We start from the raw sequence: 11,632 nt of genomic DNA, 5'->3' as shown, positions 1-11,632 counted from the left end.
ATATTGTTGATCTGCACCAGGCCTTCGCGACGCAAAGGCTCCAGCAAATTATTCAAACGACCTTGCAACGCCTGCGCATCAAAGCGTGCTGGCAACAAGCAGCCTACCGGCCGTGCCTTGCGGGTGTCCTGAGACCAGGCACTGTCGCAGACCTGCCACAGGTACAACGGCAACTGCCAGCTCAGGCCACGGGCCAGGCGCTGCAACTGGTGCACGCCCGCGCCCATCGCGGCATCATCGGCGGCCTGGGTGTTGTTCAGTGCCCAGACCACGCCGTCCAGCGCACGCCAGCGGCTCAGGCCAGCCCACTGCTGAGGGAATGACTGCTCCAGCGGCTCCTGGGCACCGCCGCCCCACAATAGGACGGTGCCTTGGCCTTCCAGCCAGCGCTGGTTGGTCAGGGTGGGGGCGATGGCGTCGATTTGGTCAGGTTCGCCGACGACCAATAGGAGTCGGACTTTGCGGCGCCAGAAGAAGCCGTAGCGCTCGCGCAGGTGATCGCGCAGCTCTCCTACCGCTAACGCGTCTGGGGATGAGGGTACTGGACTCAATGGTGAGATCGGCGCTTCGGCATCCGGCCCCACGACTCTCAGCGCCTGGCGAGCCGCCAACCGATCCCAGGCTAGCAGAATGACCGGGCAGAACCAGCAGAGCACGAACCACACGGCCAGGCCCCACAGCACTAAATGTTTGAGCGGCAGTTGCGGCCAACCAAAATAGCTACCGCACAAGCCATAAAGCAGGCCACCGAGCAGCACCAGCACTGTCATGATCAGCAGGTAACCCAACCCCACGTGTACCAATGAGCCCTTACCCACTTCCTTAACTGTTGCCATGAGGCACCGCCACTCCAATTGCCAATCGTTTGTTTCCATCCTGACTCAGCCAACCACAGGGCTGACCCGAATCACCCGCTTGCAGCAATGCCAAGGACATCGCGATAAACGGCGCCAGGTGCGCCAGCACCCCCCATTGCCCCGTCAATTGATGCTCGACCGCTGACCAACCACCTGCGACAAATGCTTCCTGGCTGGTTTTATCCAACGCCAGGCAGGTGGCCGGAGGCGTTTTCAATCCGGCGTAACGCTGCAACTGCGTACAGAGTTCGGCAGGTGATTCACCCGCCAGGTATTCACCTCGATGCAACAACTGCCGACCCTGTCGGCTTACCCGCCAAAGAAAAGCAGCTTCACCGGGCACCTCGTTCTCTTCAGCGCCCGTCACCGACACCACGCCGGCACACAACAGCCAGTCGTCCTCGCCACGGCAATCGCGATGGAAGGTATCGATCAGGTCATCCAGATCAGTCAGGTTCTGTAATGGCAAACGGGCCCCGGGCAACACCACTCCCGCTCGGGCCAGCGCCTCAACGAAAGCAGCCTGGCTGCTCTCATTCCCCACCCAGGCAATCGCACGCAGATGCGGCCAGCACTCGATTAGCCCAGGGAGAGCCAGGGTCAAGCGGGCCAGGTGTCGGGCCAAAGCCGGGGCACGCTCGGTGAGAGCGCTCATCGACAACGGACAACGCAGCATGGGCTGTGTGGTGCCGGATACCGCCAAGCGCGACGAGACGCCATTCATCAAGTTCAGGTAATCTTCTTGCACATCACCCGCAGGTCCCAGCAACAACACGTCCTGCACCGGCAAACCGAGAGAGCGCCGCTGCCACCAACGCTGCATGGCGGCCTCCAGGGTACGCAGATACACCTTGCGGTTGAACAGCTCGATCTGCCACACCAACACACGCACCGCCAGGAGCAGCGCCCAGCACAGTGGCAGCACCGCACTCCACAGCCACAATTCCAGGCGTGGTTGTTCCTGGGGCCAGAGCATCAGCAAAGCTGTCGATTGCACCCCGAGCAGCAGCCCCAACCCCAACCACCAACCTCGCCAACGCGGTGCGCCGGGTTCAACGAAGTCGGGGTACTCAGGGGGCCGATTCATGGTGCGACAACCATTGAAGTGGCTGCCAGGGTGCTGACCAACTGGCAACCGCACGCGCAACGATGGCCGTCCAGCGCCACAGGTTTGCCGTCCATGGTAGAAATCGAGGTACCTTCGACAATGTGCGTCATGCCATGCAGATTGCAGCGGACTTGATCGTCCACACAGGCCACTGGCTTGCCGAAGGCTTCGTAGTGCCCCGACAACACCTCACCACCAAAGGGATGCAATGGGTCGCCCATGCGTACCAGGGGCATCATGACACCAGCTCCTTCACCTGCTCGACCAAGCCACCAGTGCGCTTCAGATAGTCCAGCATGCTCTGCATGCGCAGAGCTTCTTCACCCTCAATAATGGCTTGCGTTTGCTGCGCCACCACCTCACCAATCGCAAAGGTCGGTTGCAGGACTTTCTCCGCCCCTGGCAGGAAAGGCTCTACTTTGCCACTGACGACGTTGATCACCTGATAACCCACCGACGCAGCGCCCAACGTGCCAGCCAGGCCTTTCCAGCCATGACGACGGATGCTGTAAACCCCGCCCAGTACCAGCGCGATGCCCACCACACGCCCAGCCACCACCACCGGGGTCATGCGTTTGTTGGTCTCGCCGCCGAAATACACCATGCGGTAACGGAAGTAATCCCCCCACATCTCCCGCGAACTTAATAGGTTGTGCAAAAACCAGGCGCGTGAGTCATGCACCTGGTCGTCAAACAGCGCGACCACCGCAGCTTTCTGCGGTGAATCGCTGACGCGAAACTTATTGCTGTTGGCCCCAACTTCAACAAACAGCTCCTTGGCGCGCACCTCACCCTCGGCCTTGATCCGCTCATATTCAAGTTGCTCGTCGTCGTCATTGAGCAGGTACACCGTGTCCCTAAGCGCTACATCAACTACCCAACCTGCCACGCTGCTCTGATCACGCCGCCAGCCTTGGTAGTCGTGTTCGAACTCCACGGCAGCTTCGCGGATCTGCTGCTGATCCTTTACCGGTTCGTAAGGGGGCGGACTGGCCGTCCCCAACAGAAGCTGTGCTTCGTTCTCCTGACCTCGGGCCTGCTTGCGCTTGCATTTGGCGTCGGCGATCTCAGCCTCACGTTTGGCTTTTTGCGCCTCTTGCAGCGATGCATTGGTCTGTATGGCCTTGCCGTAGAAGGGTTCATTGGCGTAACTGCCACGGGCCAGGCGCTCGATGCGCCATCCGGTAAGCCAGGCCAGTTGCGCGGCCATGGCGTCTTCGAGGGAATGCCCCAGACGCAGGGATTCGCCGTTCGGCGGGGTTTGTGGGGTGTTGTCTTCGACTAGGCCCAGGGTGCTGCGCCAGGCGTTAAAGCGATCAATCAAAATCGGCGAGAAGTCGAACTCATTCCCCGTACCAGGGTCCATTTTTCGCGAAGGTTGAATCTGCCGCAACTTATCCGGTACCACCGTCTCAGGTACCGTCAACGGTGCACCAGCCGCAAAAGCCTCCGCATATAGCTCATGCAACACGATCTGCGACAGCAACTCGCCCGAACCGCCCCGGGCCTTGCCCTGATCTCCCGGTGGGTAACCGCCACCCACATCCGAGTGCACACCGGGGTAGATCACCTCACGGGCGTAAGGGGGATAAAGGCCATCGGCATAGCGAATCGAGTCCAGTGGGAAGCACAAGCGTTGTTCGTGGGCGGCGACAAAATGCCGGCAGACCTTGATCCACTCGGGGAATACCTTGACATCGGGCAACTGCTGCGTGCCACCAGCCCAGTCCATATGCCCGTCAGCAAAGGGCGCGGCACGGGCACTGCCCACCGAGGCCACGGTGTCCAGCAGGCCAAGAAACTCGATGGTCAACGGCAGTCCCAATAATGCCTGCTCTGGGTGTTCAGCCCCTTCCGGGGTATCGAACAGCTCGCTCAACCAGGTAATGAAGGTACGAGCCTGCGCTGCTCCACGGGAAAAACCATAGACGAACAACTTGATCGCCAGCACCTTGGGTTGCACTGTTGCGATCTTGGCCCGCAAGGGCTCCAGCAACGATGTCATGGCCTGGCGTCGGCTGTTCCTACCCAATGTGGTTAGCGGCCAGGTGGTGGCCATTGTTTTGAGCTTGGCCTGCAGTGTTGCCAAGGACAATTCATCTTTGGTCAGGGCAAATGACAAGGCATTGGCTACCTGAAGCAACCCCCAATTGATCCTATCCTCGCCTCGATTGGCGAAGGCCAGCCCAAACGTGCTGAAGTCCATCTCACCGATCTCGGGGAAGGGAGTACCCACGCCAGGGATGTAATAACTAAAATAACCGGTTTCCTGCTGCTCAAGGCTGGCGTGGTAGAGCCGGGCGATATTGGTCGGATGGGGCGGTATGGCCTTATAGGTGTCGTAGGGTTCGTTGTTGTTGGTACCGTCAAAAAACAAGCTGATATGCAAACTGCGTGCGCAGGTGGAAGCGCCACGCAAGCCACGTTGGGCATTTAATTTCTGGCGATACTTCTCTGTCTCGGCCATTTGTAGGTCGTAATTATTGATTACGCTTTGCGGATCACTGGGCAAACGCCCTTTATTTGGAAATATGGCCGGCACATAAACCGACTCAATGCTCTTCACTTCGGACATATGGCTGGCTCCTTCATTTCCAACGGATCCTTGATTGGGCTATTGGGTGATGGATAGCGCCAACAGGAAGTTGATACCTTGACTTTATTACAGGGCAGAAAATGCACTTCCAACGAACAAAGCCTGTCTTCGTAAGGAGGCAGATCCACTATGGCACTGTGTTGTTGGTAGTTGGCTTTATGTTTAGCGTAAGCCTCTTCATCAGGACCGTACCCGGATGCTTTTCGCTTAAGTCTCGCATAAGGATTCGGATCAGTTTCCCACTCAACTTTAAGCTTCAAGCCTGGCTGCCATTGCCTTGGCAACATCGCACAGCACATCCCACCACGATTGCCATATGGAGATATATTGGGGCCACCATAGCCATTCACGGAAAAATGATTAATGGCTGCCGACGTATGATTAACCCCGCCCAAATTACCCGCCAAAAACTTTGACTCTCCCACCGAGCACCCGGCCAGTAACGCAAGTAAACAACCGCCCACCCATGGGCACACAGCACTGCCTTTTAAATAGATCACCCCCTACTCCTTATTTGTTATCAAGTTCGGTACGAAAAGCGCCGATCCCAAGCGCCTTTCGTTCAAAACCTGGAGCGATTGTGACCGGAATTGTTCGTTTGCACTTTCAAGAAACAGATTGTGTACGTACCTGGAATCAACACGCAAACCGTGTTTGGCATTTAACTCCTGGCGATACCTCTCTGTTTCGGCCATTTGCAGGTCGTAATTATTGATTACGCTCTGTGGATCACTGGGCAGACGCCCTTTTTTTGGAAATATGGCCGGCACGTAAACCGACTCAATGTTCTTCACTTTGGACATACGGCTGGCTCCTTCATTTCCAACGGTTCTTTAATTGGATATCCGGGTTGGCCATAAGCCATACAGGCAGTGGTGACCTTGATTTGATTGCACGGTAAAAAGTGAACCTTTAATGAGCACAGTTTTTCTATCTCATAAGCTGGGAGATCTACTATGGCACTGTGTTGTTGGTAGTTGGCTTTATGTTTGGCATACGCCGCTCGGTACGCGTCGGTTCCCAAGGCAGGTAAATGCGCATTAGGATTCGGATCAGTTTCCCACGCCACTTTAAGCTTCAAGCCTGGCTGCCATTGCCTTGGCAACATCGCACAGCACATCCCACCACGATTGCCATGTGGAGATATATTGGGGCCACCATAGCCATTCACGGAAAAATGATTAATGGCTGCCGACGTATGATTAACCCCGCCCAAATTACCCGCCAAAAACTTTGACTCTCCCACCGAGCACCCGGCCAGTAACGCAAGTAAACAACCGCCCACCCATGGGCACACAGCACTGCCTTTTAAATAGATCACCCCCTACTCCTTATTTGTTATCAAGTTCGGTACGAAAAGCGCCGATCCCAAGCGCCTCTCGTTCAAAACCTGGAGCGATTGTGACCGGAATTGTTCGTTTGCACTTTCAAGAAACAGATTGTGTACGTACCTGGAATCAACACGCAAACCGTGTTTGGCATTTAACTCCTGGCGATACCTCTCTGTTTCAGCCATTTGCAGGTCGTAATTATTGATTACGCTCTGTGGATCACTGGGCAGACGCCCTTTTTTTGGAAATATGGCCGGCACGTAAACCGACTCAATGTTCTTCACTTTGGACATACGGCTGGCTCCTTCATTTCCAACGGTTCTTTAATTGGATATCCGGGCTGGCCATAAGCCATACAGGCAGTGGTGACCTTGATTTTATTGCACGGTAAAAAGTGAACCTTTAATGAGCACAGTTTTTCTATCTCATAAGCTGGGAGATCTACTATGGCACTGTGTTGTTGGTAGTTGGCTTTATGTTTAGCGTAAGCCTCTTCATCAGGACCGTACCCGGATGCTTTTCGCTTAAGTCTCGCATAAGGATTCGGATCAGTTTCCCACTCCACTTTAAGCTTCAAGCCTGGCTGCCATTGCCTTGGCAACATCGCACAGCACATCCCACCACGATTGCCATGTGGAGATATATTGGGGCCACCATAGCCATTCACGGAAAAATGATTAATGGCTGCCGACGTATGATTAACCCCGCCCAAATTACCCGCCAAAAACTTTGACTCTCCCACCGAGCACCCGGCCAGTAACGCAAGTAAACAACCGCCCACCCATGGGCACACAGCACTGCCTTTTAAATAGATCACCCCCTACTCCTTATTTGTTATCAAGTTCGGTACGAAAAGCGCCGATCCCAAGCGCCTTTCGTTCAAAACCTGGAGCGGTTGTGACCGGAATTGTTCGTTTGCACTTTCAAGAAACAGATTGTGTACGTACCTGGAATCAACACGCAAACCGTGTTTGGCATTTAATTCCTGGCGACATTTCTCTGTCTCGGCCATTTGTAGGTCGTAATTATTGATTACGCTCTGTGGATCACTGGGCAGACGCCCTTTTTTTGGAAATATGGCCAGCACGTAAACCGACTCAATGTTCTTCACTTCGGACATATGGCTGGCTCCTTCATTTTCAACGGATCCTTGATTGGGCTATTGGGTGATGGATAGCGCCAACAGGAAGTTGATACCTTGACTTTATTACAGGGCAGAAAATGCACTTCCAACGAACACAGCCTGTCTTCGTAAGGAGGCAGATCCACTATGGCGCTGTGTTGTTGGTAATTGGCTTTATGTTTGGCATACGCCGCTCGGTAAGCGTCGGTTCCCAAGGCAGGTAAATGCGCATTAGGATTCGGATCAGTTTCCCACGCCACTTTAAGCTTCAAGCCTGGCTGCCATTGCCTTGGCAACATCGCACAGCACATCCCACCACGATTGCCATGTGGAGATATATTGGCGCCACCATAACCATTCACGGAAAAGTGATTAATAGCCGCTGAAGTGTGATTCACTCCATTCAAATTACCCGCCAAAAACTTTGACTCTCCTACCGAACATCCCGTGAGTAGCACAAGTAAGAAACCGCCAACCCAACGGCACCAAACATAGTTTTTGAAATAGCTCACTTCCTACTCCTTGATTGCAATAAGGTGCGACATGAAAAACACCTGAACCAATGGTGCCCAAGTAATCATCAAATACTATTCGCTCAGACAACCACTTATTCCCAACCGGCCAACACCTCACCAGTTGACCACCTTAATACGCGTGCGAGGATGAGCGGTACCCAGAACCGACAATAACTCTGGCGCCATTACAGTTAATAAACGGCACTACAAAAATTTTACTTTCTTTCCTTTCAACACTGCTCCCACCATCATAATAAATAAAAGCATTCCCGTTGGAACCCGACTCACCACCTTCATTTACAGCACCACTCACGGGGCCCGAGCTTTCCACTCCGCAGTTTATTCTCACGTTTGCCTCTGCATAGGCATCACCGTAATAAATACGTATTATTTTAGGCGCATACCCTTTAATCAAAGGAATATACGCCTCCATAGAAGAGTTTCTCAACGGCGCACCTGCAACATATAAATAAAGCCTTTTATCTTTATTTATATAGTCGACATAATAACCAATTGAAGACCTATCGCTTTTAAAATCACTCGAAGCACTAAAGTCAAATCTAACGAATCCGTGTATCGCCGTTGACCGCGCTCGCTCATAGTCCATATCTTCCCGCCGATCCGCACGTGCGTAGTCATAAGGTACCAATAGCGTATCCACCACGAGGTCAGCCGGAATGCTCGCCAGAAACAAAAACGGACAAACAATGGTCACGTAACAAAACATCGTCGCATAACCAGCACTGCCCTGTCCTCCCAGCATTTTTATATCAGTATTAGTTCCTTTATAGTAATCACTTCCACCAGCAAATCCGGCACTATCCATTCGAGCATTGAAAGTACCGCACCCTGAAAGACAGTATAAAAAAACTGACACTGCAGTCACCTTAATCAGTCTTTTATTCATTACTACTTCCTTCTCCTTCACGACAATAGTTGTCCAATCGCTGCTTTGCGTATCGTTTCAAATCGCCAAAGTAATTTTCACTATTCGCTTGAAGCACCACGCGATAGCACTGTGCAAAACACTGTTCATGGGAAAGTTCAGGAAACTTTTCCCTGGCAACGCCAAGCAAACTGTGCGCATCGCTGATGCTGCCCAGCCGGTCAAACTGATCGTCTGTCATTGCAATAGCGGTCGATGTTGCTGCCGCCAGTTGATTCGAACGATAGGTGCCAGGCTGCCAGACAGGCTGCTGGTCGCGGTCCAACCAGGTCCAGAACAGTGCTACACGCATAAATTGCTCTTTTTGCTCAGCGTTCAATACGCTTGCCAACAACGTCGGCATCACGCGGGGGTCGTAAAAGCGCAGCAGCCCAGATTGGCCTCCCCACTCAAGCTGTGACAGCCCCTGAAGAGTCTTGGCCAAGGCATCAAAGGGGATGGGGGAAATCAACAGCATGAGGCGTGGCAAGGGCCCTGCTTGTTCAATCAACTCTTCCAACCAGGCTTTATGACGCCAATTGTCGAGGCTGATTCGCATCAGGATAGGCGCCTGTGTCAACAGCGACTCTTCCGGCATTCCACTGAACAAAGAAAACCAAGTCATGCTCGATTGCAGAAGATGCAAACCCGGTAATATCGAAACGTCCCAGGCTGCCTGGTCGACCAGTACATCGACATGCCCCACGTTCGCGGCGCTGCACAGGCTTTTCATTTGGTCGATCCAATGTGCGTAATGCTCTTGCATTTCTCTCTCCTCAGACGGCAGTACGCATGGCGGCGCCTGCCCCTTCCCCTTGAGCGATCTTCAAACACTCTTCGCACACCGACTGCGGCAACTCAGGCATCGGAAAACTCTGACTCGCTGGCTGCTCCCAGACGTGCTGGCCTTTGAAATTCAACTTACCGGGGGTATGGATATCGATGGCTCCCGCAGGAGTGATTCGGATGTAACCGCCACCGCAGGCCAGGGTGATGCCATTCATGGCCGTCAGTTGCAGATGGCCCTGAACCGACTGCATGGTGATGTCCTGTTGGGCAATCAGATTCAACACGTCGCCGTGGGATTCGATTTCCAGCGGCCCCTTGCCAGATACCAGGCGCATGCCTTCTTGCTGGGCCAGCAGCGAGATGGCCTGATTCGCGTGGAGTGACAGACGCTGTGCGGCGGCCAGGTTGATTTCGTCGTTGCTTTGCACGTACAGCGCGTCGCCGCTTTTGAGCAGCAGGCTGGCGGGGGTCACTGCACCGATGCCCTTGGGGGCACTGAGCAGGATGGCCGAGGCATTCAGGTCTTTGGCGCTGTCCTGAAACTGCTGCAAGCCGGTGATAGTGGGCTGGCGGCTGTGGTGGGCCTGAGCGATGTCCTGCCAGTCGGCGATTTGCTGTTTCGCGCCTTGGACCTGACTGGAAGCCGGCTCCATGGTCAGTACGTCGCCGGTGGCCTTGGCCTGTTCATCAGCAGTGATAAACAACCCTTTCCCACCCCGAATTGCGCCCCAGCCATCGGTGCGCAGTTCAAAGCCTTCACCGCGCTTCTGCTTCTGCGCATCGACCAGGTGCCCGAGGTTGAGTTGGCTTTTGCCGCCGTGCTCGGTACTGAGCTTGATGTGCTCCTGCCCGCGCAGGTCTTCCATGCGCAGCTTGTTGTTGGCTGGCGTGCGCAGCACGTTGCGCGTGTAGTCGCGTTTACCCAGCGTCACGTGGTCCGGGTGCTGACTGTCGTGCAGCGCATGGGCGATGTAGGGCCGGTCAGGGTCGCCCTGTTCAAAGGCGATGGCTACTTCGGTGCCGGGGATCAGCGGCAGGTGCAGGCCGTGGGTGTCGCCCGCATAGGGACGGGCCAAGCGCAGCCAGAGGCTTTCTTCGCCGGGTTTCCAGCTGTCGCGGTCAAACAGGAAATTGACTTTGTAGCGCCCTTCAATGTCGATGTGGCCGTAAGGGTCGTGCTCCTGCGGGCTGGTGACGCGGGCTGGGACGGTGCCGGCGATTTGCGGTTTGTCTTGCAACGCTGGACGAAAGCACACCGTTTCCGAGTAGGGAATGGCCTCAAAGCTGACTTCAAAACTGCGGTCGCGAGCGGCACGGGTGATCAGGTGGGTGATCACCGCACCCGGTGTAAAGGCTTGCGGCGCACCGCCGGAGATTTTAAGTACCTGACCCGGAGCTAGGGTCGCACTGCTACTGATGCCACTGAGTTGAGTCTGGCGATTGAGATAACGCTCGTGACGCAGGCGTGCATAGAAAAAACCGCTTTCGCTTTGCAGGTCTTCGTCATGGGCATAAGGGTCGCCCAGTACGGTGTACGGTTCAGCGTAGTGATAGGCCTCGCCGTAGGTGGTACTGGCACCACGGGTTTGATCGATGTCGCCATTCAGATAGGCACTGGCGGTACGGTGGTGGTAAGCACGGATGTTGACGTGCTGCTCCACCACGTGATGGCTCGATTGCAGGCTCCACGCCCCGTCTTGCCCGCTGCTGCTCAGCCCTGATTGCGGGCGATACGCCAGTGCGACGTCGAATTGGTAGTGGCGCTGGTCATCGTGGAACTCCACTACATCGATTTTCAGGCGTTCGTCGCAGGTAAAGCGGTACCAGATGCCCACCTCGGCCAGCAGGCGGGAGATGAAGGCCAGGTCGCTTTCGGCGTACTGCATGACCTGCTCGCGCTTGGGGTATTCACGCACCAGGTTGAATAGAAAGTCCTGGCCTTCGAAGTCGTGGCGGCTGCGCAGGATGCTTTCGATGATCTGCGGCACTGACTGGTGTTGGTAGATCCGAAATTGCCGGCCTTGGCCAAGCAAGGCCAAGTGCGGTTCCAGGGTGATTTCGTAACGGGCTTCATCGACGGAGCCAGACAGGCGTTTAAATCCAGTAACCACACCGTGCAGCGTGCGTAGCGGCTTGACCATGGGCGCACTCAGGCCCAAGAAAGGCAGGTTGTGCGGTGCACCGTGCAGGCTGAAACTGGCGTTCTGGCCGAGGATTTTTTCGGCGCCGACATCGCTGTCGACGCAGGTGAATTCCACGCGGTAGTTGAACGGTTGGCTCAGGGCTTCTTTGCCCTCGAAAGCCAGGACATCAAGCCGTGCGTCAATGTCGCGAACACTCAGTGTGTGACGGCTGTGATCGAAAAAAGTGCGCAATTCGTTGAGCATG

Annotated in this window: 13 protein-coding genes and 1 pseudogene; all 14 read right to left on the bottom strand. The window is 55.0% G+C overall.

Translation table 11 applies throughout. The features are described 5' to 3' along the window. Positions 1–836 (bottom strand): annotated as a pseudogene (locus PMM47T1_RS27890) (ImcF-related family protein); the annotation flags it as partial. Next, positions 823–1,800, bottom strand: a complete 978-nt coding sequence (locus PMM47T1_RS27885; protein WP_043301632.1) for a hypothetical protein — start codon at positions 1,798–1,800, stop codon at positions 823–825. The gene PMM47T1_RS27885 and the pseudogene PMM47T1_RS27890, both read right to left, overlap by 14 nt. Before the next feature lie 140 nt (positions 1,801–1,940). After that, positions 1,941–2,204 carry a PAAR domain-containing protein gene (locus PMM47T1_RS27880; protein ID WP_008375582.1) on the bottom strand — a complete coding sequence of 88 codons (264 nt, stop codon included), beginning with the start codon at positions 2,202–2,204 and terminating at the stop codon, positions 1,941–1,943. After that, positions 2,201–4,540, bottom strand: coding sequence for a T6SS phospholipase effector Tle1-like catalytic domain-containing protein (locus PMM47T1_RS27875; RefSeq protein WP_008375581.1), 2,340 nt, complete (start codon positions 4,538–4,540; stop codon positions 2,201–2,203). Before PMM47T1_RS27875 ends, PMM47T1_RS27880 begins: the two co-directional genes overlap by 4 nt. After that, positions 4,528–5,061, bottom strand: a complete 534-nt coding sequence (locus PMM47T1_RS29420) for a DUF3304 domain-containing protein (protein WP_238536669.1) — start codon at positions 5,059–5,061, stop codon at positions 4,528–4,530. Before PMM47T1_RS29420 ends, PMM47T1_RS27875 begins: the two co-directional genes overlap by 13 nt. 3 nt (positions 5,062–5,064) lie before the next feature. Further along, entirely contained in the window at positions 5,065–5,364 is a 300-nt protein-coding gene (locus PMM47T1_RS27870; RefSeq protein WP_008375578.1) for a hypothetical protein, read from the bottom strand. Then, positions 5,352–5,882: a DUF3304 domain-containing protein gene (locus PMM47T1_RS29415; RefSeq protein ID WP_238536668.1), complete on the bottom strand. Its 531-nt coding sequence runs from the start codon at positions 5,880–5,882 to the stop codon at positions 5,352–5,354. The genes PMM47T1_RS27870 and PMM47T1_RS29415 overlap by 13 nt, the downstream gene beginning before the upstream one ends. 3 nt (positions 5,883–5,885) lie before the next feature. Continuing rightward, on the bottom strand, positions 5,886–6,185 hold the full coding sequence (locus PMM47T1_RS27865) for a hypothetical protein (RefSeq protein ID WP_008375578.1): 300 nt from the start codon (positions 6,183–6,185) through the stop codon (positions 5,886–5,888). Further along, the gene (locus PMM47T1_RS29410) at positions 6,173–6,709 is read right to left on the bottom strand and encodes a DUF3304 domain-containing protein (RefSeq protein ID WP_238536667.1); all 537 of its coding nucleotides are present in this window, start codon (positions 6,707–6,709) and stop codon (positions 6,173–6,175) included. The genes PMM47T1_RS27865 and PMM47T1_RS29410 overlap by 13 nt, the downstream gene beginning before the upstream one ends. 3 nt (positions 6,710–6,712) lie before the next feature. Beyond that, positions 6,713–7,012 (bottom strand): hypothetical protein, encoded by a 300-nt coding sequence (locus PMM47T1_RS27860; RefSeq protein WP_008375576.1) that lies wholly within the window; start codon positions 7,010–7,012, stop codon positions 6,713–6,715. Further along, the gene (locus PMM47T1_RS29405) at positions 7,000–7,527 is read right to left on the bottom strand and encodes a DUF3304 domain-containing protein (RefSeq protein WP_157213097.1); all 528 of its coding nucleotides are present in this window, start codon (positions 7,525–7,527) and stop codon (positions 7,000–7,002) included. Before PMM47T1_RS29405 ends, PMM47T1_RS27860 begins: the two co-directional genes overlap by 13 nt. A 133-nt stretch (positions 7,528–7,660) precedes the next feature. Then, on the bottom strand, positions 7,661–8,437 hold the full coding sequence (locus PMM47T1_RS29400; protein WP_081492730.1) for a YceK/YidQ family lipoprotein: 777 nt from the start codon (positions 8,435–8,437) through the stop codon (positions 7,661–7,663). After that, a complete protein-coding gene (locus PMM47T1_RS27855) occupies positions 8,430–9,221 on the bottom strand; it encodes a DUF4123 domain-containing protein (RefSeq protein WP_008375574.1) in 792 nt (263 codons plus the stop codon). The genes PMM47T1_RS29400 and PMM47T1_RS27855 overlap by 8 nt, the downstream gene beginning before the upstream one ends. 10 nt (positions 9,222–9,231) lie before the next feature. Then, positions 9,232–11,631 carry a type VI secretion system Vgr family protein gene (locus tag PMM47T1_RS27850; RefSeq protein WP_008375573.1) on the bottom strand — a complete coding sequence of 800 codons (2,400 nt, stop codon included), beginning with the start codon at positions 11,629–11,631 and terminating at the stop codon, positions 9,232–9,234. Position 11,632: the final 1 nt, after the last annotated feature.

Origin of the sequence: Pseudomonas sp. M47T1 (genome assembly GCF_000263855.1) — a bacterium.
In the GTDB taxonomy this organism is placed as follows: domain Bacteria; phylum Pseudomonadota; class Gammaproteobacteria; order Pseudomonadales; family Pseudomonadaceae; genus Aquipseudomonas.
Note: the sequence above shows the minus strand (reverse complement) of the source record. Positions and strands in the feature narration are given on the sequence as shown.

Excerpts from the sequence above, each read along its gene's own strand:
- PMM47T1_RS27880 (WP_008375582.1), bottom strand. The coding sequence starts at position 2,204 with ATGATGCCCCTGGTACGCATGGGCGACCCATTGCATCCCTTTGGTGGT.
- PMM47T1_RS27875 (WP_008375581.1), bottom strand. The coding sequence starts at position 4,540 with ATGTCCGAAGTGAAGAGCATTGAGTCGGTTTATGTGCCGGCCATATTT.
- PMM47T1_RS27870 (WP_008375578.1), bottom strand. The coding sequence starts at position 5,364 with ATGTCCAAAGTGAAGAACATTGAGTCGGTTTACGTGCCGGCCATATTT.
- PMM47T1_RS27865 (WP_008375578.1), bottom strand. The coding sequence starts at position 6,185 with ATGTCCAAAGTGAAGAACATTGAGTCGGTTTACGTGCCGGCCATATTT.
- PMM47T1_RS27860 (WP_008375576.1), bottom strand. The coding sequence starts at position 7,012 with ATGTCCGAAGTGAAGAACATTGAGTCGGTTTACGTGCTGGCCATATTT.
- PMM47T1_RS29400 (WP_081492730.1), bottom strand. The coding sequence starts at position 8,437 with ATGAATAAAAGACTGATTAAGGTGACTGCAGTGTCAGTTTTTTTATAC.
- PMM47T1_RS27855 (WP_008375574.1), bottom strand. The coding sequence starts at position 9,221 with ATGCAAGAGCATTACGCACATTGGATCGACCAAATGAAAAGCCTGTGC.
- PMM47T1_RS27850 (WP_008375573.1), bottom strand. The coding sequence starts at position 11,631 with ATGCTCAACGAATTGCGCACTTTTTTCGATCACAGCCGTCACACACTG.